The organism is Arcobacter vandammei, assembly GCF_016106035.1.
Lineage (GTDB): Bacteria > Campylobacterota > Campylobacteria > Campylobacterales > Arcobacteraceae > Aliarcobacter > Aliarcobacter vandammei.
This window is the reverse complement of record NZ_JADKPZ010000014.1, coordinates 43,930-68,457: the sequence shown is the minus strand read 5'-3', so window position 1 is coordinate 68,457 and position 24,528 is coordinate 43,930. Positions and strand designations below refer to the sequence as shown.

The following is a 24,528-nucleotide window of genomic DNA, read 5'->3' as shown; positions in this document are numbered from 1 at the left end:
TAACTATCTTTCGTTTCTCTGATAATTCTCTTGGTGTTAATTTTCTAGCATCTATTTTTTCCATAAAACATTATACTATAATTAAGATTATTTATCGGTGAAGTAATAAATGGTGAAATTAAAGACTCTTTTTCTATATCAGCCTTGCATTTATATGATTTATACTATTCATCATAATTATAAATTTAATAAAAAACCGCAAACCAAATAGTTGGTTCATCAAGGCTTGTAAATTTTACTCTATGTTTTTGCAAAGATTCTATATTTAAACAATCGCCTTTTTTAAGTTCCACTTCAAAATCTTCAAATTCCAAAATAGCAAAGCCACTTAAAAGTAAAATATATTCATTTTGCTCTTGCTTATACCAAAAATCTTTTGGTGATTTTTGACCATTTGATACAATTTTTTCTATTTTTATTTTATCATTTTTAAAAATTTCAAAAAATTGTTCATCTTTTTTGTTTACTTCTATTTTTTCAAAAATATTATATTTTTCTATCAAATTATATTCCAAATAGTGATTTTTTGGTATTTTATCGTAAAACAACTTAAGTAGTTTCAAAAAGTTGATTAAATAAATCAAGATTGTAAGGAAGCCCATAAAATACTATAATTATATAAATTTGATTAAAAGACTTGACATTTAAAAAAAAATTACATATAATTCCATATAGATTTAAACTTGATTAAAAAACTTTAGGAGTTAAAATGCAAAAAGATACAATTGCAATCCATACTGGATATGATAAAAAAAGTGGAAATGGAGAGATGGCAGTTCCAATTTCTCAAACAACAGCTTATGCTTTTAGAGATAGTGAACATGCGGCAAATCTGTTTGCTTTAAAAGAGCTAGGACCAATTTACACAAGATTAAATAATCCTACAAACGATATTTTAGAGCAAAGATATGCACAACTTGAAAATGGAGCGGCAGCTCTTGTAACTGCAAGTGGTGCAAGTGCAATTTTTTATGCAATTGCAAATATTGCTGAAGCTGGAGATAATATTTTAATCTCTGATAAACTTTATGGTGGAAGTGTTACACTGTTTCACTTTACACTAAAAAGATTTGGAATTAGTGTAAAAACTTTTAAAAGTGATGATGCAAGTGATTTAGAAAGCCTAATTGATGATAAAACAAAAGGAATTTTCTTTGAATCACTATCAAATCCGCAAATTGCAATTCCAGCTATTGAAGAGATTGTAGAAATTGCACAAAAACATGGAATTATAACAATTTGTGATAATACAGTTGCAACTGCTGCACTATTTAATCCAATTTCTTGGGGAGTTGATATTTCTGTTCACTCAACAAGTAAATATACAAGTGGAAATGGTACAGCTTTAGGTGGAGTTATAGTTGAAAGAGATGGATTAAGTGAATTTTTCAGAAAAAATAGTGCAAGATACCCACATTTTTCAACTCCTGATGCTTCATATCATGGGCTTGTTTATGTAGATGTTCCATTACCAAACTTTTGTTTAAGAGCTAGATTATCTCTATTAAGGGATATTGGAGCAACACCTGCACCATTTAACTCATGGCTTTTAATTCAAAGTTTAGAGACTTTAAGCCTAAGAGTTGAAAAACACTCAAACAATGCTTTAAAAGTTGCAGAGTTTTTACAAAAACATCCAAAAGTGAAAAATGTATCTTATCCAGGGTTAAAAGGTGATAAGTACTACGATAAAGCACAAAAATATCTAAAAAATGGACTTGCAAGTGGTTTAATTTCATTTGAAGTTGAGAGTTTTGAAAAGGCTAAAAAAGTAATTGATAGTGCAAAACTTTTCTCAGTTGTTGTAAATATTGGGGATAGTAAATCTTTAATAGTTCACCCAGCATCAACAACACACTCTCAAATGAGTACAGAAGAGTTATTAAAAGCTGGTGTAAATCCAACAACAATCAGACTTTCAATTGGTCTTGAAGATACAGTTGATTTAATAGAAGATTTAAATCAAGCTTTAAATTAAGGGTAGTAAATGCCTTTAATTTCGACAAAGGGAGTTTATGGTTTAGCTGCTATGTATGAGCTAAGTCGTCATACAGATGATGCTCCCATGCAAATAAGAGATATTTCAGCAAATGCCTCAATACCTCAAAACTATTTAGAACAGCTTTTAAGTAAACTTAGACGTGCTGGGTTAGTAACTAGTATAAGAGGGGCTAGAGGTGGTTACCTTTTGGCAAAGAGTCCAGAAGATATAAAAGTTGTAGATATTTTAGTTGCCCTTGAAGATGATTTGAAAATAGTTGATTCAAAGGTTGATAATCCAATATTAGATCTATTTTTTGGTGAATCAAAAGATAAAATGAAAAAAATCTTTGATTTAAGCTTATCAAAACTTGATGAGTATCAAAATAGATACAATGAGTTTTTACATTATAACATTTAATAAAAAAAGGAAAAAATATGGCTTATGCAAATAATATAACAGAATTAGTAGGGAATACTCCACTTATTAAACTTCAAAATGCAAGTAATACTAGTGGAGCAACAGTTTTAGGTAAATGTGAATTTTTAAATCCAAGTTCTAGTGTTAAAGATAGAATTGGTACTAATATGATTAAAGTTGCTCTGCAAGAGGGAAAAATCAATAAAGATTCAACTCTAATAGAGCCAACAAGTGGAAATACAGGTATTGCTTTAGCATCTGTTAGTGCATCATTAGGATTAAAGCTTATTCTTGTAATGCCTGCATCTATGAGTATTGAAAGAAGAAGACTTCTTCAAGCTTTAGGAGCTAAACTTGTTCTTACTCCTGCTGAAAAAGGAATGAAAGGTGCTATTGAAAAAGCAAACGAATTAAAAGAAGAGATTGCAAACTCTATTATTTTGCAACAGTTCCAAAATAGTGCAAATCCAGCAATACATAGAGAAACAACTGCACAAGAGATATTAAAAGATACAGACGGTAAAGTTGATATATTTATAGCAGGTGTTGGAACAGGTGGAACATTAACAGGAGTTGGAGAAGTATTAAAAAAACATAATCCAAATATAAAAATAATAGCAGTTGAACCAGAAGCAAGTCCTGTATTAAGTGGTGGAAACCCTGGACCTCATAAGATTCAAGGAATTGGAGCTGGATTTGTACCAGATGTATTAAATACAAAAGTTTATGATGAAGTTATAAAAATAGCAAATGATGATGCTATTGAAAGTTCAAGAAATTTAGCAAAAACTGAAGGTTTACTTGTTGGTGTTTCTTCAGGTGCAAATGCATTAGCAGCAAAAATTATTGCTCAAAGACCTGAAAACAAAGGTAAAACAATAGTTACTATTTTATGTGATACTGGTGAGAGATATTTAAGCTCTGGGTTATATGACTATATAGAAGAGTAATCTTCTATATACTTTTTTAGAATTTTAGGAGTTTTATGCATGAAAAACCGTACAGATCAGTCGCAAAAGCAATATCATGGCGAACGGTCGGAACACTTGATACAATTATAGTATCATACTTTATAACAGGGAATTTAGTTATGGCTGCTTCAATTGGGACTATTGAAGTTGTTACAAAGATGCTTTTATACTATTTTCATGAAAGAGCTTGGAATAGAATAAAATTTGGTACAGTTAAACCAACTGCAAACGATTATCAGATTTAAGGCATTTTATGAGTTTAGAAATTGTAAAGAATATTGAAGAAAAAATTTTGTCTTTAAATACAAGTGATTTAATCAAATATATAATAGAAAATCACAATAATGTGGCTTTAAGTTCTAGTTTAGGGGCTGAAGACCAAGTATTAACAGACTTAATATATAAAGTTGATAAGAACACTAAAGTATTTACACTTGATACTGGAAGATTACATAGTGAAACATATAAAGTAATGGATGCAACAAACCTAAAATATGGTGTTAAGCTAGAGGTATATTTTCCAAAATCTGAAGATGTAGAAAAACTATATCTTACTCAAGGGATAAATGGACATTTTGAAAGCATTGAAAATAGAAAAAATTGCTGTAATATCAGAAAAATAGAGCCACTTAAAAGGGCTTTAAAAGGTGTTGATATTTGGATAACTGGTTTACGAGCCTCTCAAAGTGTTACAAGAGAAGCGATGCCAATTATTGAGTGGGATGAAAACTTTAAAGTGATAAAACTAAATCCACTTATAAATTGGAGTGAAGAAGATGTTTGGGATTATATAAAAACAAACAAAGTTCCATATAACAAACTTCACGATAGTGGTTATCCAAGTATTGGCTGTGAACCCTGTACAAGGGCCGTAAAAGATGGCGAAGATATAAGAGCTGGAAGATGGTGGTGGGAAAATCCAGAGCATAAAGAGTGTGGACTTCATAAGAAGTAAAAATAAAGGTACCTTCTCTTACTTTTCTTTTCCGAAAGAAAAGTAACAAAAGAGCTCGTTTGCTTGTTCCAAAATAGCTAAAAAATTTATAACAAGCCTAAAAACTCAAAACTTGCAAACTAAAGTTTGCTTCAAACAGTTGAGTTTTATTTACGGCTTTTATATAAATTTTTCTTAACACTATTTTGAAAATGCAAACCTTTTTGCCAAAGGCAGCTAATAAGCTCCTTTGGAAAATTAAAAATATATTGCCGTAAGGCAATACCATTGCCTTGCACGGGACACTTTATTTTTTTAGGATAAAGATTTTTGAGATAAATTTCGTTAAGAAAATGTAACTGTTTGAGCGAAGCGAGTTTTACATTTTTAGAAATTTATTGAAAAAATCCATAAAAAAGTAACTCGTGTCCCAGTTTTGCATACTTTTTTAAAAAGTATGGAAGAAAAGAATTCTTTTGTTACTTTTATTTGTAAAAAGAAAAGTAAGAGAAGCTTAACGAGAATTAAAAATTGAAAAGGAAAACTGAATTTAAAATGCAAATAGATACAAAACAATTAACACATTTAAAACAGCTTGAAGCTGAATCTATTCACATAATAAGAGAAGTGGTTGCAGAGTTTGATAACCCTGTTATGATGTATAGTGTAGGAAAAGATTCAGCTGTTATGTTGCACCTTGCACTAAAAGCTTTTGCACCTGCAAAGTTACCATTTCCACTTTTACATGTGGATACTTTATGGAAATTTAAAGAGATGATTGCTTTTAGAGATAAAAGAGCAAAAGAAGAAGGTTTTGAACTGCTTGTTCATACAAACCCAGAAGGTATTGCTATGAATATTAGCCCATTTACTCACGGTTCAGCAGTTCACACAGATATTATGAAAACTCAAGGACTAAAACAAGCACTAAGTAAATATAAGTTTGATGCTGTTTTTGGAGGAGCTAGAAGAGATGAAGAGAAAAGTAGAGCAAAAGAGAGAATCTACTCTTTTAGAGATAAAAACCACAGGTGGGATCCAAAAAATCAAAGACCAGAGCTATGGAATATTTATAATGCAAGAGTTCACAAAGATGAGAGTATTAGAGTTTTTCCACTTTCAAACTGGACAGAACTTGATATTTGGCAATATATTTATCTTGAACAAATTCCAATAGTTCCACTATATTTTGCGGCAAAAAGACCAGTAGTTGAAAAAGACGGTGTAAAAATCATGGTAGATGATGAAAGAATGCCTATAGAAAAAGATGATGAAATAAAAGAAGAGATGGTGCGATTTAGAACTCTTGGTTGCTATCCACTAACTGGTGCTGTAAACTCAAATGCTACAACTCTTGAAGAGATAATAAAAGAGATGCTTTTATCAAAAACAAGTGAAAGACAAGGAAGAGTTATAGACAACGATAGTGCAGGGTCTATGGAGAAGAAAAAAATAGAAGGGTATTTTTAAGATGGAAAAAATAGATGATATAAAAGCTTATTTAAAAGAGCATGAAAATAAACAGTTACTTAGATTTATCACTTGTGGAAATGTTGATGATGGAAAATCTACACTTATAGGAAGATTGCTTCACGATTCAAAGATGATTTTTGAAGATCAATTGGCATCAATAAAAAAAGATAGCAAAAAAAACAATACAACAGATGGAGAGTTTGATCTGTCTTTGCTTGTGGACGGGCTTCAAAGTGAAAGAGAGCAGGGAATTACTATTGATGTTGCATATAGATATTTTACAACACCTAAAAGAAAGTTTATTATTGCAGATACCCCTGGACATGAGCAATATACAAGAAATATGGCAACTGGAGCTAGTACAGCAAACTTGGCAATTATTCTAATAGATGCAAGATATGGAGTACAAACTCAAACAAAAAGACACTCTTTTATAAATAAGCTTTTAGGTATAAAACATATTGTTGTAGCAGTAAACAAAATGGATTTAATGGATTTTAGAGAAGATGTTTTCAATAAAATCAAAGAGGATTATCTAAAATTTGCAAAAGAGTTAGGACTTACAAATAATATAACTCTAATTCCACTATCAGCACTAAATGGGGATAATGTAGTGGATAGAAGTTCTAAATCTCCTTGGTACAATGGTGAAACTTTGATGGAGCATTTAGAAAATGTACAAATAGATAGCGATAGAGATTTAACTCACTTTAGATTTCCAGTTCAATATGTAAATCGCCCAAACTTAGATTTTAGAGGTTTTTGTGGAACTATTGCAAGTGGAGTTATAAAAGTTGGTGATGAAATAACTGTACTTCCTTCTAAAAAAAGCTCAAAAATCAAAGAGATAGTTACTTATGAGGGCAATTTACCTTATGCTTATGCCCAACAAGCCATAACTTTAACTCTTGAAGATGAGATTGATATAAGTAGAGGCGATGTGATTGTAAAAAGTGATGAACAAGCAGATGAGGCTAGTAATTTTGATGTTGATTTAGTTTGGCTTAGTGAAGACCCACTTATCAAAGGAAAACAATATTTTATAAAAAGAGCAACAAGCACAACAGTTGGAACTATTAGCCAAATTTACTATAAAACAGATGTAAATACTTTAGAGCAAAGTGCTGCAAATTCGCTAAATTTAAATGAAATAGCAAGAGCAAAACTTGATTTAGAGCAAATCATTGCTTATGACAATTATGATAAGATAAAAACAATGGGAAGCTTTATAATCATAGATAGAGTTACAAACAACACTGTTGGAGCTGGAATGATAAGAGCAAAATCAAGTGATCAAAGCAAAAAAGATAGCTCTTATAGTGCCTTTGAAATAGAGTTCAATGCACTTGTAAGAAAACATTTTCCGCACTGGGAGTGCAAAGAGATTTTTTAAAGGGATATTATGACACACAAATTAAATGTTGAGAAAATAAAAAGCGATAAATCAAGTAATGATATTATCGCTGATATTTTCTACTACTGTGTTACTGGTGAAAAACTTAGTATTGAAGATTTAGAGAGATTTAAATGGCATGGAATTTATGCACAAGATGAAAATCAAAATTCTTTTACTCTTAAAGTTCCACTAAATTTAGGAGAGTTAAATCTAGCTCAACTAAAAGCCGTTTACTCTATTTTGGATGAGTTCAGAATAGATGAAGTAGGATTTTATGAGGGTCAAAAACTAGAGTTCAAAGATTTAAAACTCTCATCTTTGCCAAATATTTTTAACCTTTTAAAAGCAGAAGAATTAACTAGTTTCTTTGAATCAGGACATAGCATAAAAAAAGTTATTACTTGCCCAGTAAATGGGCTTGATATTACTCAGCTTTATGATGTTGAAGATTTAGCAAATAAACTAAATGATACTTTTGTAGGAAATAAAAACTTTTTTAATCTCCCAAACTCTTTGCAATTTGCAATTAGTGGTTACCGTGAAGGTTGTGATGCTGGTTTTACACCTGATGTTAGTTTTAATGCTACAAAAAATGCAAAAGATAAAATAGTTTTTGAAGTAAAAATAGCAAATATTGGAATTGGAAATATTACTAGTTCACAAATTATTCCAACAGCAAGAGCTATTGCAAATATTTACAAAGATTTTGGACAAAGAGAAAATCTTAGCTCTAGCGATTTTAAAACCTTTATAGATGAACTTGAATTAATAAATTTTAATAATATTTTATCATCTATGCTAGATTTCAATATACAAGATAGCTGTTTTATAAATACAAATATAGAACCAAAAAAACCTAGAATGGGAATAAATGAGAGCAAAATTGCTGGTTTTTCATATATTGGACTAAAATCAAAACACTCAAAACTAAGCAAAAATGAGTTAGCTATACTTATAGGCTCTTTGGAAGAAAATGGGGCAAGTAAAATAAAAATAACTCACAAATCTAATATTATTGTTCTTGATTGTCCAACAAAAAATAGTGAAAACTTAATCTCAAAATTAAAAAATATAAATTTAACTTTTTAATCTAACTAAAATATTCAAAAGGAAAAATCTAGTTTTTTCCTTTTTATCTTGACACAAAAACTAAAATAAATTATAATCCAATTAGGTAGGTGATAAATATGAAAGTATCAAAAAAAACAGATTATGCTCTTAGAGCATTGTTTGCAATAGCAGAAGCAGATAGTTTAATCTCTATTAGAGAATTATCCGAACAAGTTGATGTTCCAAGAAGATTTTTGGAAAATATTATGCTTGAAATGAATAAAGCTGGTTGGGTAAAAAGTATCCCAGGAAGATATGGTGGTTATGTTCTAGCAAAAGGTGCAGATGAGATAACAATGGGTGAAGTTATACGATATTTTGAGGGTATGTTGGCGATGATTTCTTGTGTTTCAGTTTCAAATTATGAGCCATGTAGCCAAGAAGGAAAATGCCACTTTAGAAGAGTTTTTTTAAATATTAGAAATTTAACATCACATATTTTGGATAAAACTACAATAGCTTCTTGTTTAGCTCAAGCTCCTGTAACAAAAGAAGATGTTTTAAAAGATGAGTTTACGGGTGGTTTAGGAATATAATATCACTCTTATTAGTAAACTGCTAATCTTATAAATACTAAAAATAGTAACTATTAATAAAATTTAGCACTCACTCTTGACAAGTGCTAAATAATTTGCTAATATTTTATCAGTTTGATATTTAAAATATCAAGCTTAATATTTTAATTAGGAGATTACAATGCTTTTAACAAAATTTGACCCATTTAAACAACTAAAAGATTTAGAGAAAAGTTTTTACAAACAACCAAGCAATGAAGGTGTAAGTGCTTTTGTTCCAGTTGTAAATACAAGAGAGGGTGATTTTGCATATCATGTTGATGTAGATTTACCAGGAGTGAAAAAAGAGGATATAAAAGTCGATATAAACAAAGGTATCTTAACTATTAGTGGAGAAAGAAAAGTAAAAGAGGAGATAAAAGAAGAAGATTACTATAAAGTTGAAACATACTTTGGAAAATTCTCAAGAAGTTTTACACTCCCAGATAATGCAGATATAGAAAATATTGAAGCAAAAAATGATAATGGTGTTTTAGAAGTTGTTATTCCAAAACTAAAAGATGATAATAGTAGAAAATCTATTGAGATTAAATAATCACTAAAAAAAGAGGCAAACCCTTAGGATTTGCTTCTTCTTATTTAAAATATTCCTTTAAAAAACTTATAAAATCAAATAAAAACTTCTTTTCCAACAGAAAAATTTTACAAAACTCTTGACAAAAAATATTTTTGTTGGTATTATTTCACCAGTTTAGTAGATGATAAATAAAAACAACAAATCATCTAAGGCAGAAAGGATAGAAAATGATGTGCGACATGTGTAATATATATAAATCAAAAAAGAGAAAATAGGTGAGATTTTTTTTAAAATCTTTAATTATCATACATTTAGTGTGTATTAAATTTAAAAAGAGAGATAAAATGATAAAAAATATAAAAAACATAGCGTTAGCGTCATTGCTAATATCGACATTAAGCTTTGCAGACAGTTCAAACTATGATGCAAAGGTAGAAGCAGCAAAAAAATCTATAGAGATTTTAAATGTATCTTATGATCCAACAAGAGAACTTTATGAAGATTACAATAAAGCTTTTTCAAAACATTGGGAAGATAAAACAGGACAAAAAGTAACTATAAAACAATCACATGGTGGTGCTGGAAAACAAGCAAGAGCTGTAATAGATGGTTTAAAAGCTGATGTTGTAACTTTGGCTTTGGCTTATGATATAGATGCTATTAGTGAAAAAGCGAAACTGTTTCCAGAAAATTGGCAAGAAAGATTAGAGTTTAACTCATCTCCATATACTTCAACAATAGTATTTTTAGTGAGAAAAGGAAATCCAAAAGGTATTAAAGATTGGGACGATTTAATAAAAGATGGTGTTGAGGTTATCACTCCAAACCCAAAAACTTCTGGTGGAGCTAGATGGAACTATTTAGCAGCTTATGCTTATGGACTTAAACAAGAGTTAGGAAGCTTAGAAAAAATTGATTTTAACTCTGAAGCCTATAAAAAAGCAGATAAAAAAGCAAATGAGTATATTACAAAACTTTTAAAACATGTTCCTGTTCTTGATTCTGGTGCAAGAGGTTCAACTAATACTTTTGTTCAAAGAAAAATTGGAGATGTTTTACTAGCTTGGGAAAATGAGGCATTTTTAGCAATAAATGAGTTAGGAAAAGATCAATTTGAAATAGTTGTACCAACAATTTCAATATTAGCTGAACCACCAGTAACTGTTGTAGATAAAAATTCTCAAAGCAAAGGGACTTATACTGTTTCAAATGAGTATTTAAAATATTTATACTCAAAAGAGGGACAAGAAATAGCAGCTAAACATTATTATAGACCAAGTAAGCCTGAACTTGTGGATAAAAAAGCTTTAGAGATTTTCCCAAAAGTCGAACTATTCAAAATCAATGATGTATTTGGATCTTGGGCAAATGCACAAAAAACTCACTTTGATGATGGTGGGACATTTGATTTAATCTATAAATAGATTGAGTCAAGTTCCTATAAAGGAGTTATAAAATGGCAAAAGTTTATATAACAAGAGATTTAAAAACATACACAAATGGTATTTTTGAGATTTCGCTAAATGGTGAAAATATAAAAGATATTGTAGGAAATTTAGTAAGAGAGCATAGAGATTTAGAAAATCATATCTATACAGATAATGGAAAGCTAAAAAACTATATAAATATCTATCTAAACGAAAGAAATATCAATAGTTTAGATAATTTTGATACAAAAGTTTATGATGATGACAAGATAATCTTATCTCAAGCTTCATAGCTTTATTTTAAAAAGAGAAGTTAAATTGCTCTTATGATATTCTTCTATTCAAATTTGAAATAGGAGTGCCTGATGTCAAAACACAATAGACTTTCACAAGAAGAAATAACTAGATATAGCAGACATCTCATCTTGCCAGAAGTAGGACTTGAAGGACAACTAAAACTTAAAAATTCAAAAGTTTTAGTTGTTGGATCTGGAGCTTTAGGTTCTCCTGTTTTACTATATTTAAGTGCTGTTGGAATTGGAACTATTGGAATAATTGATTTTGATATAGTTGATGAATCAAATTTACAAAGACAAATTATTCACTCTACAAAAACTATTGGAAATCTAAAAGTCGAATCAGCAAAAGCACAAATAAATGCACTAAATCCAAATATTAAAGTTTTAGCCTATAACGATAGATTAACAAGTCAAAATGCACTAGAAATCATAAAAGATTACGATGTTGTTGTAGATGGAACAGATAATTTTCCTACAAGATATTTGATAAATGATGCTTGTGTTTTTTTAAATAAACCCTTTGTTTATGGTGCAATTTTTAGATTTGAAGGGCAAACATCTGTATTTAATCACAAAGATGGAGCTTGTTATAGATGTATTTTTAAAGACCCACCAAAAGCGGGACAAGTTCCATCTTGCTCTGAAGCTGGAGTTTTGGGAGTATTACCAGGAATTATAGGGACAATTCAAGCAAGTGAAACTATAAAGCTTCTTTTAAATATAGGACATAGTTTAAAAAATAGACTTCTAAGTTTAAATGCACTAAAAATGAAATTTTCTGAGTATAAAATCACAAAAGATGAAAACTGTGCTGTTTGTAGTAAAAATGCAACAATAAAAGAGCTTATAGATTATGAAGAGTTTTGTGGGCTAAAAAATCTTGATGAGAATTTTACGATTGAAGATATAAGTATAAATAAGTTACAAACTCTTATAGAAAACAATGAAGATATAGATATAATCGATATTAGACAAGATTTAAGTGAAGCTTTAAAAGCTATAAAAAATTCAAAAAATATACAAATTCCTACTTTGCTAGAAAATATAAACTTACTGGATAATTCAAAAAAAACTATAATAGTTTGCACTATTGGGCTTAAGAGCAAAGAGGCTATTTTAAAGTTAAAAAAAGCTGGATATAAAGGAGAACTTTATAGTTTAAGAGGTGGAATAACATCTTGGATAAATGACTTAAGTTAAAGAAGTAAATACAACAAAATGGCTACACAAATATCAAAAGTTTTATATGTAAAAATAGGGGTGGTTACCACAACAAAACTTGAAGACCAAAAAAGAAAGGAGTTGGTTTCAGCTATCAAAAAATATCCAGTAGAAAAAGCATATCTTACAAAAACTGGTTTTATAGATGATTTTCAAGCTGATTTATTGCACCATGGTGGAATTAATAAGGCACTTTTTTTATTTTCAAAACTAACTTACAAAAAAATAAATTCACATTTTAATAATATTTTTGAGCTAAACAAGATGGCATATTTTGGAGAAAATCTAATACTTGATGAGATTTGTGAAAAAGATATTTGTATTGGAGATATATTAAAAATAGGGGAAACAAAGGTACAAATCACACAACCAAGACAACCTTGCTATAAACTAAGTCTTAATACAAATCAAAAAAATATGACAAAATTTATCTTTGAAAGTGGTTTTACTGGCTTTTATGCAAAAGTTTTAAAAGAGGGATATATTGCTAAAAATGATGAAGTTTTTTTGGAAAGTAGGGTAAATTCTACTTTAACTATTGAAAAACTAAATCAACTAATACTTAATCCAAAACTAGATAAAAGATTAACTTTAAAAGCTTTATCTTGTCAAGAGTTAGGATACCAATTTAAAAACTCTTTACAAAAAAGATATGAGTTAGGCGAAGAAGATAATCAATTTAGCTTTTATCATACATAATTTTTTGCTTTTATAGTCTTTGATTTAAAATATAAGAAAATAAACTATTGACATAAAAAATAGATTCTGCTAATATTACACCAACTTAATAGGTGATTATTTTAATCGCCTATTTTTTATCAATTTTTAATATTCACCAATAAGATGTATATTAGAATAAAAAGGAGTTAAATGAGATTAAATTTTGGAATAATAAAAAGACCAAAATCATCAATCCCTGGATTTGGATTAACTATGGGATATACAGTTTTCTATCTAAGCATTATTGTAATTATTCCTTTAATTGCACTATTTACAGAAGCATTTAGTATGGGATTTGATACTTTTTTAAATGCAACGACAAATGAAAGAGTAATAGCAAGTTATAAACTTACTTTTGTTACTTCTTTAGTAGCTGCTCTTGTAAATACTATTTTTGGAGTGATTGTTGCATGGTGTTTGGTGCGATATACATTTTTTGGAAAAAGAGTTTTTGATGCAATTGTTGATTTACCTTTTGCACTTCCAACAGCTGTTTCAGGAATTGCACTTACAACTTTGTATTCAAGTCAAGGTTGGTTTGGGCAGTTTTTAGAACCACTTGGAGTAAAAATAGTTTTTAGCCCAATAGGAATTACAATTGCCCTGATTTTTATAGGGCTTCCTTTTGTAGTGAGAACAGTTCAACCAGCACTTGAAGAGATACAAATAGAACAAGAAGAAGCTAGTGCATCGTTGGGTGCAAGTAGATGGCAAACTTTTTATAAGGTGATACTTCCAACTATTTTTCCAGCAGTTTTAACAGGTTTTGCACTATCTTTTGCTAGAGCTTTAGGTGAGTATGGTTCTGTTGTTTTTATAGCTGGAAATATGCCATTTAAAACAGAGATTAGTACACTTTTAATAGTTACAAAACTAGAACAATACGATTATGCAGGAGCAACAGCAATAGCAGTTGTTATGCTTTTAATCTCTTTTGTAATGTTACTATTTATAAACATACTTCAAAGATGGAGTTCAAGAAGAAAAGGTATGGAGGCAATATGAAAACAATAAGCAATACAAAGAGTTCACAAAATGAGTCAAGATTAGTAAAATATACTTTAATCTTCATAGCTTTAGCTTTTTTAATGATAATGTTAGTTGTTCCTTTGATTACAATTTTTGCAGAAGCTTTTAGAAAAGGTTATGAAGCATATTTTTTAAGTTTTGATGACCCTTATATTTTAAGTGCTATAAAACTTACATTTATCTCTGCAGCTATTGCAGTTCCTTTAAATGTTGTTTTTGGAGTTTGTGCTTCTTGGGCAATAGCAAAATACTCATTTTTTGGTAAGAGTTTTTTAATAACTTTAATAGATTTACCTTTTGCTGTAAGTCCAGTAATATCGGGGTTTGTATATATTTTGCTTTTTGGTGCTCAAGGTTGGTTTGGCTCATTTTTGATTGCAAATGATATACAAATTATTTTTGCAGTCCCAGGGATTGTACTTGCAACTATCTTTGTAACTTTCCCTTTTGTTGCAAGAGAGTTAATCCCACTTATGCAAGAGATGGGAAATGATGAAGAACAAGCAGCTTTACTTTTGGGTGCAAGTGGATTTCAGACATTTTGGAAAGTAACTTTGCCAAATATAAAGTGGGGATTACTTTATGGAGTAATTTTGTGTAATGCAAGAGCCATGGGAGAGTTTGGAGCTGTTTCAGTAGTTTCTGGACATATTCAAGGAGTTACAAACACTATGCCACTACAAGTTGAGATTTTATACAATGAATACAACTTTGTTGCAGCTTTTGCAGTTTCAACACTTTTGGCAATATTGGCACTTTTAACTCTAGTTTTAAAATATATTTTAGAGTGGAAAGCCCAAAGAAAAGCAAAGAATTAGAAAACTTAATAAATTAGATAATGAAGAGTAAATATGAAAATAGAAGTAAAAAATTTAACAAAACATTTTGGCAACTTTGTTGCCTTAGAAAATATAAATTTAGATATTGTTGAGGGTGAATTACTTGCACTTTTAGGACCATCTGGAAGCGGAAAAACAACACTTTTGCGAATGATAGCAGGACTTGAAACAGTAGATGAAACTGATAGTGGAGAGATTTTATTTAATAATATAAATGTTGCAAAAAAAGATATTGGAGATAGAGATATTGGTTTTGTATTTCAACACTATGCACTTTTTCGTCATATGACTGTTTTTGAAAATATCGCTTTTGGACTTAGAGTAAAACCAAAAAAACAAAGACTTTCAAATAAAGAGATTGAAGATAAAGTTACAAAGCTTTTAAAACTAATTCAACTTGATGGCTTTGCAAACCGTTTCCCTTGGCAACTTTCTGGTGGACAGCGACAAAGAGTTGCCTTAGCTAGAGCTTTGGCAGTTGAGCCAAAAGTATTATTGCTTGATGAACCTTTTGGTGCATTAGATGCAAAAGTAAGATCTGATTTAAGAAGATGGTTAAAAGAGCTTCAAGAAGAGTTAGGAATTACAACAATTTTAGTAACTCATGACCAAGAAGAAGCACTTGAAGTTGCAAATAGAATAGTTGTAATCTCAAAAGGAAAAATAGAACAAATAGGAACTCCGCAAGAAGTTTTCCACAATCCTAAAAATGAGTTTGTAATAAACTTTTTAGGAAATGTAAATCTATTTCACTCAAGAGATATTGAAGTATTAAAAAATATAAGCACAAAAGAAGATAGTAAATATCTTATTCGTCCACACGAATTGGAGATAGTTTCAGTAAATGACAATGATGCAATTTTACAATTAAGAGTAAAATATATACAACAAGCAGGTTCTTTTGTAAAAATAGAGTTATCACAATTAGACGATGAGAAGAAGTTGGTTTTTGTAGAATTATCTCACTATGATTTTGCAGAAAAACAGTTGAAAATAGGTGATATTGTAGGAATTAGACCAAGAAAATTAAGAAGCTTTGAAGATGGAGCAGGAATTTAATTGATTATTATCAATAAAATCTACAAAAGCTTTTTATATAATCATCTATTACTATAAAAGGATGATTTATGCTAATAGATAAAAATAATTTGCCACTTGTAGCAGAAGAGTTTATGAATGTAACTCACTTTGAAGATGTTGATTTGATAAATAAAATCTATGAAGATATTGAAGAGTTTGAGAAAAATTCTTCAAATGAAAACTATGAAAATCTAAAATCTTCTTATACAGTTTGGGTAAATCATACTATAAAGCACTTTGCAATAGAAGAAGAGGAGATGCAAAAAAGAGGTTTTTTTGCTTATCCTTTTCATAAAGGTGAACACGATAATAATTTAAATGAAATAAAATCTGTTTGGAATGAATTTGAAGCAAAAAGAGATATTGTTTCTTTAAAAACTTATATAGAATATGATTTAGTAAACTGGCTTGTAAATCATATTAGAAGTATGGATACTGTAACTGCAAGATTTTTCCAAACAGGAATGAGTCCTTGCTCTATGATGTAAAAAGATATAGATTTTAATCTATATCTTTTGGCTCAAATTTTTTTGCCATTAAAAGTAAAACTGCTCCACCAACTACGATAAAAGCTGTTAAAATAAGTGCATAATCATAACTTCCATATTTTTCAATAAAATAAACACTATAAAGTGGTGCTATTACTTGTCCTATTCCATAAGAGCTAGTCATTGCTCCCATTAAAACAACAGGATTTCCCTTTGAAAGTTGCCCACCTAAATTCATAAAAAGTGCAACAAGTCCAATAAATGTTCCACCATATAAAACTCCACTTAGCAAATTTAGATAAATATCTGAGCTAAAAACAGGAATTAAAATCCCAATAGCTTGAAGCAAAAGAGCAATTATAATAATATTTGAGCTTCCAAATTTATGAGCTAATAACATCCAAATAATACAAGAGGGAATTCCAGCAACTCCAACAAGTGTCCATGTGATACTTCCATAGCCCTCAAGACCTTTAAGATTGTTTATAATATCAGGTAAAAATGTAGCTTGAACCACAAATCCAACACCTTCAGCAAAATATGCCATAATCAAAACTATTACAAAAGGTGTAAAAATAGAAGTATCAAATTTTACTTTCACTGCATTTTGTTTTACTTCTTTGTCAAATGATAAAATATAAACACTATAAAAAGATAAAATCAAAGCAAAAAATGCCAAAACACTCCAAGAATCTCTCCAAGAGTAGTCCAAACTCAAAACAAATCTTGCTATTAAATCTGTTGTTAAAATAGAAAAACCTATTCCACTAAAATGAATTCCCATAGCTTTTGTTTTACTTTTTATTGTTAGTTTTTGCATCACAATTGCTGTTCCAACAATCAAACACATAGCTCCTGCAAATCCAGCCATTACTCTTGCTATCATCCAAAGTGTGTTGTTATCACTATAAGCTAAAACAAAAGTTGTCAAAATAGCTAAAACAACTCCAAATCTATATAGATAAACTTTTACATTTATATCTTTTACAAACATTGAAAAAATAGAACCTGCTAAATACCCAGCAAAATTTAAAGAGGCTAAAATTCCTACAAATTTAATACTCAAATAATCATCAAGCATAGCAGGGATAAGCCCTGTAAAGGCAAATCGTGCAACTCCTAGCCCAATAATTATAGAAAAAATACCTGCTATTAAGATTGCTATATTATTGTTTCTATTAAATAACCCTAACTTCATAAAACTCTCTTCCTTAGTTTTTTTGGTATCATATCACTAAAGATTATTCTATGTCAAATAATCAATAATGATAGATGATATAAGGAAAAATGATATGGATTTAAATTTATTAAAAGTTTTTGTAAGTGTTGCAAACAATAAAAGTATCTCAATAGCTTCAAATGAGCTAAAATGTACTCAATCAAATGTAACTTCAAGAGTAAAACAGCTTGAGAAGATTTTAGGTTTAGAGCTTTTTTATAGAGTTCCAAAAGGTGTTATTTTGACTTCAAGTGGAGAGAAATTTTACCCACAAGCTTTAGAAATAATTCATAAAATGGAGAGTTCAATCGCAAGTTTATGTGAAGATGAGAGTATAAACTCTCTTAAAATTGGCTCAACTGATTGTAATGCTGTTGTAAGAATATCTCCTTTTTTACTTCAACTTCACAAAGATTTTCCAAAAATGCAACTTGAACTCTTTACAGGAACGACAAAAGATATTATGCAATTAATTTTAGATTATAAAGTTGATATTGCTTTTATAAGTGGAGAGCCAACAAATGATAGTTTAATGATATTAAAAAAATTTGAAGAGGAGATAGCAATTTTAGAGCCAAATGAAAATAGTAGTCCAAATGTAACTCTAACTTTTAAAGAGGGCTGTGTTTATGATGAATTCTTAAGAAATTATAATAGACAGAAAAATATATTTATAGAAAAAACCTTATCTTTTGGGAACTTAGAAACTATTTTATCTTGTATAAAAGTAGGAATGGGAAAATCTTTGCTTCCTACAAGTATAGTTAAGAAAATGGGTTATGATAAAGATATAAAAATTACAGTTTTACCAAAAGATGAAGCAAATATTCCAACTTGTTTGATTTGTAGAAAAGATAATATTCCAAAGATTAGTGATTATTTACAAAAGATAGATTTATAAAGGATTTTAACTATATAAATAAGCGATGAGTATAGGTGTTTTAGTTAAACTTCTGCTGTAAGTTTTATACTCATCGATTATTCATTTATTTCTGTGATTATATCTGTTTTTCATTTATTTTTTATTAGTTTTAGAATTTAATATTTAAATTTTAAGCAAAATGTAACTTTTGGTAGAATTTATAAAATAAATCCTACTAAAATAGTCACTATTCCTAATAAAATCAACAAAGTTGCAGCTATCTTTGTCTTATCTTTTCCAAAAAACAACGAATAAATAGCGATTAAAATATTATTACTTCCAATTGCTACAAGAATTGAAGATACAATAGTTGCATTTGTTACACTATATTTTGCTGTTAATAAAGATAAAATAAAAGGATTTATATCTGTAAATCCAACTAGAATTGATAAAAATTTCAATCCTGTCATACCAAAGTGTTCTATTACAAGATTTGTAATAAGCATTGTAAACATAAATAAAATTGCAAAGACAAAAGCTGTTTTTAACTCCAAGGGATTTGAATCAAGAGATGAAACACAATGTTCTAGTTTTGTTGATTTAAAATATAAAACTAAAGTTATAGATAAAGAGACCAAAATTAAAACTATAAAAGCTGGTGTAAGAGCTTTTGCAACTTCAAAATTAAAAATATATGAAATAATCAAAACCCTAACATACATCATCAAAATAGCTGCAAAAATAGAAGCACCTATAATATTATTTTTCTCTAAATTTAAAGCCTTTTTAGATATTACAATAACTGTGGCAGTTGATGAATAAAGACCTCCTAAAAGTCCCATTAGAAAAATACCTTTTGATGGGAAAATATATTTTTGAATAATATATGAAATATAAGAGATAATAGCAATCACAACAACTGTAAGCCAAACTTTGTATAAAGATATTCCAAGATATGGAATATTATTGTCATTTGGTAAAAGCGGTAAAACAACAGCTGAAAGTAGTAAAATCTTTCCAAAAGTTTCAAACTCATAGATATTTATTTTTAAATTTAGATTAATAAGTTTATCTTTTGAATTAAGCAAAAATACCAATATAACAAAAATCAAAGATGAGAGCCAAAGTGGATATAAATTTACAAGTGGTCCAAAACTATAAACTATCATTGAAACCATATATAAAACTATACTATTTTTGTTATTTTCAATCAATTTTTTAAATAAGATTGAATAAAGAAAAGTAATTGATATAAAACCAATTATAAAAATAGAAAAATTATTTGGCTCTAATTCATAAAGAATAAAACCTAAAATTCCTAGAAAAGTATAAGTTCTTGTTGTACCAAAAAATACCTTCTCATCATTTTCATGAAACTTTGTAATATATGCTCTAACTTCCAATCCTATCAAAAAACTAAAGATAAGTGTTGGTATAAAATATGTCAATAAATCATTTAGATTCATATCATTTCCTAGAGATTAATTTTTCTAATAATATAATAATTTTTATATATTTTAGAAATTATTTAATAAAAATATCTTATCATTATTTATTAAGGTATATAAGGCTAATATTTTCTTGCGTTATATATTATATGATATAACAAAGGATTATTATGTCAATATCATCAAATTTGACTTTAGAGCTTTTTAATCAACCATTTTTACTTGAAAAAAGGATTGAATTACTATTAGCAATTAAAAAAACTGGTTCTATAAACAAAGCTGCAAAAGAAGTTCCTATGAGCTATAAAGCTGCTTGGGAAGCTATTGAATCGATGAATAATTTATCTATTACTCCAATAGTTATAAGAGAAACAGGTGGTGCTGGTGGTGGTGGAACAAGCCTTACAAAATATGGAGAGAACCTTTTGGAAACATATTTTTTGTTAAAAGAGGAGCAAAGAAAGTTTATTGAAAACCTAAATCGAATTACTGATTTAAATAGTGGTTCTTTAAAAACTATAAGGAGATTATCAATGCAAATTAGTGCTAGAAACCAGATAATTGGTGTAGTTGAACATATTTCTCTAGGTGCTGTTAATGCTGAGGTTAAAATTAAACTAAAAAGTGGAAATAGTTTAGTTTCTATTATCACAAATAGTTCTACTGAAAATCTTGGTTTAGCTATTGGTGATGAAGTTATTGCTGTTATAAAATCTAGCAATGTTTTATTATCGACGCAGACGAATCTAAAACTAAGTGCCAGAAACTGTTTAAAAGGTACTATTGAAGCTATAAATTTAGGTGCTGTAAATGCGGAAGTTGTAGTAAATATTGGAAATGATGACAAGATTGTATCTATCGTAACAGTAAATTCTGTAGAAAATATGGGTTTAAAAGTTGGAACAAAAGTTGATGCAGTTATTAAAGCATCTGATATTATGATAGGAAAATAAGGAGATAATATGAAAAAAGTTATTTTAGGATTAGCATTTTTATGTTCAAGTGTTTTTGCAGGAACAATTAATATAGCTGTTGCAGCAAATGTAAGTTATGCAATAAACGACTTAATCGCAGAATTTAATAAAACAAATCCAGATACAAAAGTTGAAGTTGTTCTTGGTGCAAGTGGAAAATTTACAACTCAAATTCAAAATGGAGCACCATTTGATGTTTTTATGAGTGCTGATATGAAATTCCCTCAAACTCTTGAAAAAGATGGTTTAACTGCTACTCCTGCTGTTGTTTATGCTCAAGGAAGTTTAGCAATGTTAAGTGTAAAACCTTTAGATTTCTCAAAAGGAATTTCACTTGTAACTGATAAAAATATAGAAAAAGTTGCAGTTGCAAACCCAAAAACTGCACCTTATGGAACAGCTGCTGTTGAAGCACTTAAAAATGCAAATGTTTTAGATAAAGTTGAAAGTAAATTTGTTTATGCTGAATCTATCTCTCAAGCAGTAACTTATGCTATGACTGCTGCTGATGTTGGATTTATTGCTAAATCATCTTTATATGATGAAAAAATGTCTCAATATAAAGAGAATGTAAACTGGGTAAGTGTTGATCCAAAATTATATACTCCAATTGATCAAGGAATTGTAGTTTTAAGTAGAGCAAAAGATAATACAGAAGCAAAAGCTTTTTATGATTTCATCTTAAGCGATAGTGCTAAAAAAATCTTTGTTGATTTTGGGTATTTAGTTAAATGAGTAATTTAGTTGCAAAAGTATCAAAAATATCTAGTAATCAAAATCTAAACATAGTTGAGTTTGATTTTTTAGATACTACTTTAAAAATGATGAGTTTAGATTTACCAAAAGGTATATCTATTGGTAAAAGTGTAGAACTTCTAATAAAACCTACAAATGTGATAATCGCAAAAGGAGTTTTAGGAGAAATAAGCTTATCAAACAGAATTTTTGCAACTATCCAAAGCCTAGAAAATGGCGAACTTTTAAGTAGTATGAAGCTAAAAATTGGCTCATACTACCTTGAAAGCATTATTACAAAAAGTTCAAGCCAAAAGATGAATTTAAAAAAAGGTGATGAAATTCTAGCTTTGATAAAAGCTAGTGATTTATCTATTTTAAGGGTTTTAAATGATTGATTATTTGTTAAATGTTGATTATGCACCATTTTTGCTATCTTTTAAATTAGCATTTATTACAACTTTGATTTTGTTTGTGTTATGTATGCCTCTTGCTTGGTATTTATCTCAAACAAAGTCAAAATTTAAACCTTTCTTAGAATCACTTTGTACAATGCCTTTGGTTGTTCCACCTACTGTTTTAGGATTTTATCTTCTTTGGGGCTTATCTCATAACTCTCCGATTGGGCAATTTTTTAATGACTATTTTGGAATAAAACTTGTATTTAATTTCTATGGAATAATAATTGCTAGTTGTATTTATAGCCTACCTTTTATGGTGCAACCACTTCAAAGTGGTTTTGAAAGCCTAAATAAAAATATGCTTGAAGCAAGTTTACTTAGTGGAAAAAGCAAGTTTACAACAGTTTTAAGAGTTGCCTTACCAAATATAAAACCATCACTTTTAACAGCTCTAATCATCACTTTTGCTCACACTGTTGGAGAGTTTGGAGTTGTTTTAATGATTGGTGGAAGTATTCCAAATGAAACAAGAGTTGCAGCAATAGCAATTTATGAATTTGTTGAAGTTTTGGACTATAAAAATGCACATATTTATAGTTTAATTATGATTGTAATGAGTTTTATGACACTTCTTGCTGTTTATATTTTCAATGGAAAACAAAAAAAAGATAGAGTTTTATAGATGATAAAATTAGATATAAAAAAAGAGCTTCATGGCTCAGTTGGGAAAATGCTTTTGGATATAGATTTATCATTAAATAAAGGTGAATTTGTAGCTTTAAGCGGAGTTAGTGGAAGCGGAAAAACTACAATTTTACGAATACTTGCAGGTCTTGAAGATGCAAAGGGAAGAGTAGAAGTAGATAATGAAATTTGGTTAAATGATAAAATCAAAAAACCAATTCAAAAAAGAGATATAGGCTTTGTTTTTCAAGATTATGCACTTTTTCCAAATTTATCTGTAATTGAAAATCTGCTTTATGTAGTAAAAGATAAAGAGTTAGCAAAATATCTTCTAAGCTTAACAGATATGGAAAGCCTTAAAAATCGATACCCAGATTCTTTAAGTGGTGGGCAAAAACAAAGAGTAAGCCTTTGTAGGTCTTTGATGAAAAAGCCAAAAATACTTCTTTTGGATGAACCTCTTTCGGCTCTTGATCCATCTATGAGAGCAAAACTTCAAGATGAAATTTTAACTCTGCACAAAGAGTTTGAAACTACAACAATAATGGTAAGCCATGACCCAAGTGAGATGTATAAATTGGCTTCAAGAGTTTTGGTTTTAAAAGATGGAAAAATTATTGAAGATGGAGAGCCAAAAGAGATTTTATTAAAAACTCAAGGTAGCCAAAAATTCTCTTTTGAGGGTGAACTGCTTGAAATCATAAAAGTTGATGTTATAAATATAGCAATTATCTCTATTGGACAACAACTTGTTGAAGTTGTAATAAGCCAAGAAGAGGCAAAAAATTTAGAAATTGGGCAAATAGTAAATGTAAGTACAAAGGCATTTACTCCGAATGTTAAATAATTGTTGCAAATGCTTTATAAAAATATATACAAATATAGTTAAGTCATATAATTAGTCAATCTATTTTTACCCAACCTCTACTTCTCATACATTGTTCAAAATATTTCAATTTTATTTCTGAGTTTTGTACACTTTGAAATATAAGACTATTTACATTATCATCTCCATAAGTACCTCTATATATTGTTCCTGTTGAAGTATTTGTTGTTGTAAAACTACCAGAATTACTGTTTCCATGATAAACATTAGGAACTTTTTCATGTGCTATAATTTCACAATCCAACTTATCATTCTCAAATTTAAGCTTTTCAGTATTTTTATCTTTTATTAAAGGATTTGTATAATTTTCTTGCTTAACTTTTGAAATCTTATTAACACAACTAGTAAATAATAAAGTAATAAAAAATATACCTGCTAGATATTTTATTATTTTCATTTTTTCTTCCTTATTTTTTTGAATTTTTAATGTAATTTTACTTAATTTATTTAATACTTCACATATTATCTCTAAAATTAACTCCAAACTTTATAGATAAAGTTGAGAAAAAGATTATAACCTATTACTATAAAAAACTTTTTATATAAAGTTATAAATTGAAAAACATTGAAGATTTAGGTGAAAATTCAACTCAAAAGTTGTATGAAAAAATTGGCTTAAATGTTAAAAAACTAAGAGAGCAAAAAGGTTTAACTCAATTAGAACTAAGTCAAGCAATAGGTTTTAAATCTGTAACTATGATTTCTTGTTGTGAAATTTGCTATAAAAACTATCATTTCAATATCGAACACCTACATAGAATTTCTTATGTTTTAGATATTCCAATAACTACTTTTTTTGAAGATTTAGATAATTAAAAACACTTATAAAAAAGCTCAAA

The 24,528-nt window shown here is 28.9% G+C and carries 29 protein-coding genes; 25 read left to right on the top strand and 4 right to left on the bottom strand.

Annotation, left to right across the window (positions count from 1 at the left end):
- Nucleotides 1-185 precede the first annotated feature (185 nt).
- On the bottom strand, nt 186-503 hold the full coding sequence (locus IQC44_RS08945; RefSeq protein ID WP_198306021.1) for a cupin domain-containing protein: 318 nt from the start codon (nt 501-503) through the stop codon (nt 186-188).
- 206 nt (nt 504-709) lie between these two features.
- On the opposite strand from IQC44_RS08945, the gene IQC44_RS08940 reads away from it, so the two are divergent.
- The 18 genes from IQC44_RS08940 to IQC44_RS08855 all read left to right on the top strand — a co-directional run bounded on the left by IQC44_RS08940 (nt 710) and on the right by IQC44_RS08855 (nt 16,480).
- The gene (locus IQC44_RS08940) at nt 710-1,978 is read left to right on the top strand and encodes an O-acetylhomoserine aminocarboxypropyltransferase/cysteine synthase family protein (RefSeq protein WP_198306020.1); all 1,269 of its coding nucleotides are present in this window, start codon (nt 710-712) and stop codon (nt 1,976-1,978) included.
- Between the two features lie 9 nt (nt 1,979-1,987).
- Nucleotides 1,988-2,401 carry an RrF2 family transcriptional regulator gene (locus tag IQC44_RS08935; RefSeq protein ID WP_198306019.1) on the top strand — a complete coding sequence of 138 codons (414 nt, stop codon included), beginning with the start codon at nt 1,988-1,990 and terminating at the stop codon, nt 2,399-2,401.
- 17 nt (nt 2,402-2,418) lie between these two features.
- Nucleotides 2,419-3,351, top strand: a complete 933-nt coding sequence (gene cysK, locus IQC44_RS08930) for a cysteine synthase A (RefSeq protein ID WP_198306018.1) — start codon at nt 2,419-2,421, stop codon at nt 3,349-3,351.
- Between the two features lie 35 nt (nt 3,352-3,386).
- Nucleotides 3,387-3,617 (top strand): DUF2061 domain-containing protein, encoded by a 231-nt coding sequence (locus IQC44_RS08925; protein WP_198306017.1) that lies wholly within the window; start codon nt 3,387-3,389, stop codon nt 3,615-3,617.
- Between the two features lie 8 nt (nt 3,618-3,625).
- On the top strand, nt 3,626-4,327 hold the full coding sequence (locus tag IQC44_RS08920) for a phosphoadenylyl-sulfate reductase (RefSeq protein ID WP_198306016.1): 702 nt from the start codon (nt 3,626-3,628) through the stop codon (nt 4,325-4,327).
- 534 nt (nt 4,328-4,861) lie between these two features.
- Nucleotides 4,862-5,776, top strand: a complete 915-nt coding sequence (gene cysD / locus IQC44_RS08915; protein ID WP_198306015.1) for a sulfate adenylyltransferase subunit CysD — start codon at nt 4,862-4,864, stop codon at nt 5,774-5,776.
- 1 nt (nt 5,777) lies between these two features.
- A complete protein-coding gene (cysN, locus tag IQC44_RS08910) occupies nt 5,778-7,172 on the top strand; it encodes a sulfate adenylyltransferase subunit CysN (RefSeq protein ID WP_198306014.1) in 1,395 nt (464 codons plus the stop codon).
- Nucleotides 7,173-7,181: 9 nt separating this feature from the next.
- Nucleotides 7,182-8,264, top strand: a complete 1,083-nt coding sequence (locus IQC44_RS08905) for a sulfite reductase (protein ID WP_198306013.1) — start codon at nt 7,182-7,184, stop codon at nt 8,262-8,264.
- Nucleotides 8,265-8,362: 98 nt separating this feature from the next.
- On the top strand, nt 8,363-8,821 hold the full coding sequence (locus IQC44_RS08900) for an RrF2 family transcriptional regulator (protein ID WP_198306012.1): 459 nt from the start codon (nt 8,363-8,365) through the stop codon (nt 8,819-8,821).
- 160 nt (nt 8,822-8,981) lie between these two features.
- Complete coding sequence (locus IQC44_RS08895; RefSeq protein WP_198306011.1) at nt 8,982-9,395, top strand: Hsp20/alpha crystallin family protein; 414 nt, start codon at nt 8,982-8,984, stop codon at nt 9,393-9,395.
- A gap of 326 nt (nt 9,396-9,721) precedes the next feature.
- Complete coding sequence (locus IQC44_RS08890) at nt 9,722-10,801, top strand: sulfate ABC transporter substrate-binding protein (protein ID WP_198306010.1); 1,080 nt, start codon at nt 9,722-9,724, stop codon at nt 10,799-10,801.
- Between the two features lie 32 nt (nt 10,802-10,833).
- On the top strand, nt 10,834-11,097 hold the full coding sequence (locus IQC44_RS08885; RefSeq protein ID WP_198306009.1) for a ubiquitin family protein: 264 nt from the start codon (nt 10,834-10,836) through the stop codon (nt 11,095-11,097).
- A gap of 72 nt (nt 11,098-11,169) precedes the next feature.
- Nucleotides 11,170-12,303, top strand: a complete 1,134-nt coding sequence (gene moeB, locus IQC44_RS08880; RefSeq protein ID WP_198306008.1) for a molybdopterin-synthase adenylyltransferase MoeB — start codon at nt 11,170-11,172, stop codon at nt 12,301-12,303.
- Nucleotides 12,304-12,321: 18 nt separating this feature from the next.
- Nucleotides 12,322-13,023, top strand: a complete 702-nt coding sequence (locus tag IQC44_RS08875) for an MOSC domain-containing protein (protein WP_198306007.1) — start codon at nt 12,322-12,324, stop codon at nt 13,021-13,023.
- 171 nt (nt 13,024-13,194) lie between these two features.
- Nucleotides 13,195-14,049, top strand: coding sequence for a sulfate ABC transporter permease subunit CysT (cysT, locus tag IQC44_RS08870; RefSeq protein ID WP_198306006.1), 855 nt, complete (start codon nt 13,195-13,197; stop codon nt 14,047-14,049).
- Nucleotides 14,046-14,891: a sulfate ABC transporter permease subunit CysW gene (cysW, locus tag IQC44_RS08865; RefSeq protein ID WP_198306005.1), complete on the top strand. Its 846-nt coding sequence runs from the start codon at nt 14,046-14,048 to the stop codon at nt 14,889-14,891. The genes cysT and cysW overlap by 4 nt, the downstream gene beginning before the upstream one ends.
- Nucleotides 14,892-14,924: 33 nt before the next feature.
- Nucleotides 14,925-15,971 (top strand): sulfate/molybdate ABC transporter ATP-binding protein, encoded by a 1,047-nt coding sequence (locus IQC44_RS08860; protein ID WP_198306004.1) that lies wholly within the window; start codon nt 14,925-14,927, stop codon nt 15,969-15,971.
- Nucleotides 15,972-16,039: 68 nt separating this feature from the next.
- Nucleotides 16,040-16,480: a hemerythrin family protein gene (locus tag IQC44_RS08855; RefSeq protein ID WP_198306003.1), complete on the top strand. Its 441-nt coding sequence runs from the start codon at nt 16,040-16,042 to the stop codon at nt 16,478-16,480.
- 13 nt (nt 16,481-16,493) lie between these two features.
- On the opposite strand, the gene IQC44_RS08850 is transcribed toward IQC44_RS08855, so the two are convergent.
- A complete protein-coding gene (locus IQC44_RS08850; RefSeq protein WP_198306002.1) occupies nt 16,494-17,678 on the bottom strand; it encodes a YbfB/YjiJ family MFS transporter in 1,185 nt (394 codons plus the stop codon).
- Between the two features lie 94 nt (nt 17,679-17,772).
- On the opposite strand from IQC44_RS08850, the gene IQC44_RS08845 reads away from it, so the two are divergent.
- Nucleotides 17,773-18,600 carry a LysR family transcriptional regulator gene (locus IQC44_RS08845; protein WP_198306001.1) on the top strand — a complete coding sequence of 276 codons (828 nt, stop codon included), beginning with the start codon at nt 17,773-17,775 and terminating at the stop codon, nt 18,598-18,600.
- A 179-nt stretch (nt 18,601-18,779) separates the two neighbouring features.
- On the opposite strand, the gene IQC44_RS08840 is transcribed toward IQC44_RS08845, so the two are convergent.
- Nucleotides 18,780-20,027, bottom strand: coding sequence for an MgtC/SapB family protein (locus IQC44_RS08840; RefSeq protein ID WP_198306000.1), 1,248 nt, complete (start codon nt 20,025-20,027; stop codon nt 18,780-18,782).
- Nucleotides 20,028-20,179: 152 nt separating this feature from the next.
- Here IQC44_RS08840 and IQC44_RS08835 point away from each other — a divergent pair, with 152 nt between their 5' ends.
- Genes IQC44_RS08835 through IQC44_RS08815 form a run of 5 tightly spaced genes read left to right on the top strand, consistent with a single transcriptional unit; the run spans nt 20,180 to nt 23,650 of the window.
- Nucleotides 20,180-20,962: a TOBE domain-containing protein gene (locus IQC44_RS08835; protein ID WP_198305999.1), complete on the top strand. Its 783-nt coding sequence runs from the start codon at nt 20,180-20,182 to the stop codon at nt 20,960-20,962.
- A gap of 9 nt (nt 20,963-20,971) precedes the next feature.
- Nucleotides 20,972-21,718, top strand: a complete 747-nt coding sequence (gene modA / locus IQC44_RS08830; protein ID WP_198305998.1) for a molybdate ABC transporter substrate-binding protein — start codon at nt 20,972-20,974, stop codon at nt 21,716-21,718.
- Entirely contained in the window at nt 21,715-22,116 is a 402-nt protein-coding gene (locus IQC44_RS08825; RefSeq protein WP_198305997.1) for a TOBE domain-containing protein, read from the top strand. Before modA ends, IQC44_RS08825 begins: the two co-directional genes overlap by 4 nt.
- On the top strand, nt 22,109-22,801 hold the full coding sequence (modB, locus tag IQC44_RS08820) for a molybdate ABC transporter permease subunit (RefSeq protein ID WP_198305996.1): 693 nt from the start codon (nt 22,109-22,111) through the stop codon (nt 22,799-22,801). The genes IQC44_RS08825 and modB overlap by 8 nt, the downstream gene beginning before the upstream one ends.
- Nucleotides 22,802-23,650, top strand: a complete 849-nt coding sequence (locus tag IQC44_RS08815; RefSeq protein ID WP_198305995.1) for an ABC transporter ATP-binding protein — start codon at nt 22,802-22,804, stop codon at nt 23,648-23,650.
- 55 nt (nt 23,651-23,705) lie between these two features.
- Here IQC44_RS08815 and IQC44_RS08810 read toward each other — a convergent pair whose 3' ends face one another.
- Complete coding sequence (locus IQC44_RS08810; protein WP_198305994.1) at nt 23,706-24,086, bottom strand: hypothetical protein; 381 nt, start codon at nt 24,084-24,086, stop codon at nt 23,706-23,708.
- 158 nt (nt 24,087-24,244) lie between these two features.
- Between IQC44_RS08810 and IQC44_RS08805 the strand changes: the two genes are divergently transcribed.
- On the top strand, nt 24,245-24,505 hold the full coding sequence (locus IQC44_RS08805; RefSeq protein WP_228286313.1) for a helix-turn-helix domain-containing protein: 261 nt from the start codon (nt 24,245-24,247) through the stop codon (nt 24,503-24,505).
- Nucleotides 24,506-24,528 lie beyond the last annotated feature (23 nt).

Bases quoted from the DNA above. Each gene is read 5' to 3' on its own strand.
- IQC44_RS08895 (WP_198306011.1), top strand. From the start codon at position 8,982: ATGCTTTTAACAAAATTTGACCCATTTAAACAACTAAAAGATTTAGAG.
- cysW (WP_198306005.1), top strand. From the start codon at position 14,046: ATGAAAACAATAAGCAATACAAAGAGTTCACAAAATGAGTCAAGATTA.
- IQC44_RS08825 (WP_198305997.1), top strand. From the start codon at position 21,715: ATGAGTAATTTAGTTGCAAAAGTATCAAAAATATCTAGTAATCAAAAT.
- IQC44_RS08925 (WP_198306017.1), top strand. From the start codon at position 3,387: ATGCATGAAAAACCGTACAGATCAGTCGCAAAAGCAATATCATGGCGA.
- IQC44_RS08810 (WP_198305994.1), bottom strand. From the start codon at position 24,086: ATGAAAATAATAAAATATCTAGCAGGTATATTTTTTATTACTTTATTA.
- modA (WP_198305998.1), top strand. From the start codon at position 20,972: ATGAAAAAAGTTATTTTAGGATTAGCATTTTTATGTTCAAGTGTTTTT.
- cysD (WP_198306015.1), top strand. From the start codon at position 4,862: ATGCAAATAGATACAAAACAATTAACACATTTAAAACAGCTTGAAGCT.
- cysT (WP_198306006.1), top strand. From the start codon at position 13,195: ATGAGATTAAATTTTGGAATAATAAAAAGACCAAAATCATCAATCCCT.
- IQC44_RS08905 (WP_198306013.1), top strand. From the start codon at position 7,182: ATGACACACAAATTAAATGTTGAGAAAATAAAAAGCGATAAATCAAGT.
- IQC44_RS08920 (WP_198306016.1), top strand. From the start codon at position 3,626: ATGAGTTTAGAAATTGTAAAGAATATTGAAGAAAAAATTTTGTCTTTA.
- IQC44_RS08900 (WP_198306012.1), top strand. From the start codon at position 8,363: ATGAAAGTATCAAAAAAAACAGATTATGCTCTTAGAGCATTGTTTGCA.
- cysK (WP_198306018.1), top strand. From the start codon at position 2,419: ATGGCTTATGCAAATAATATAACAGAATTAGTAGGGAATACTCCACTT.
- IQC44_RS08815 (WP_198305995.1), top strand. From the start codon at position 22,802: ATGATAAAATTAGATATAAAAAAAGAGCTTCATGGCTCAGTTGGGAAA.
- IQC44_RS08890 (WP_198306010.1), top strand. From the start codon at position 9,722: ATGATAAAAAATATAAAAAACATAGCGTTAGCGTCATTGCTAATATCG.
- IQC44_RS08840 (WP_198306000.1), bottom strand. From the start codon at position 20,027: ATGAATCTAAATGATTTATTGACATATTTTATACCAACACTTATCTTT.
- IQC44_RS08860 (WP_198306004.1), top strand. From the start codon at position 14,925: ATGAAAATAGAAGTAAAAAATTTAACAAAACATTTTGGCAACTTTGTT.
- cysN (WP_198306014.1), top strand. From the start codon at position 5,778: ATGGAAAAAATAGATGATATAAAAGCTTATTTAAAAGAGCATGAAAAT.
- IQC44_RS08885 (WP_198306009.1), top strand. From the start codon at position 10,834: ATGGCAAAAGTTTATATAACAAGAGATTTAAAAACATACACAAATGGT.
- moeB (WP_198306008.1), top strand. From the start codon at position 11,170: ATGTCAAAACACAATAGACTTTCACAAGAAGAAATAACTAGATATAGC.
- IQC44_RS08875 (WP_198306007.1), top strand. From the start codon at position 12,322: ATGGCTACACAAATATCAAAAGTTTTATATGTAAAAATAGGGGTGGTT.
- modB (WP_198305996.1), top strand. From the start codon at position 22,109: ATGATTGATTATTTGTTAAATGTTGATTATGCACCATTTTTGCTATCT.
- IQC44_RS08940 (WP_198306020.1), top strand. From the start codon at position 710: ATGCAAAAAGATACAATTGCAATCCATACTGGATATGATAAAAAAAGT.
- IQC44_RS08935 (WP_198306019.1), top strand. From the start codon at position 1,988: ATGCCTTTAATTTCGACAAAGGGAGTTTATGGTTTAGCTGCTATGTAT.
- IQC44_RS08855 (WP_198306003.1), top strand. From the start codon at position 16,040: ATGCTAATAGATAAAAATAATTTGCCACTTGTAGCAGAAGAGTTTATG.
- IQC44_RS08845 (WP_198306001.1), top strand. From the start codon at position 17,773: ATGGATTTAAATTTATTAAAAGTTTTTGTAAGTGTTGCAAACAATAAA.
- IQC44_RS08850 (WP_198306002.1), bottom strand. From the start codon at position 17,678: ATGAAGTTAGGGTTATTTAATAGAAACAATAATATAGCAATCTTAATA.
- IQC44_RS08835 (WP_198305999.1), top strand. From the start codon at position 20,180: ATGTCAATATCATCAAATTTGACTTTAGAGCTTTTTAATCAACCATTT.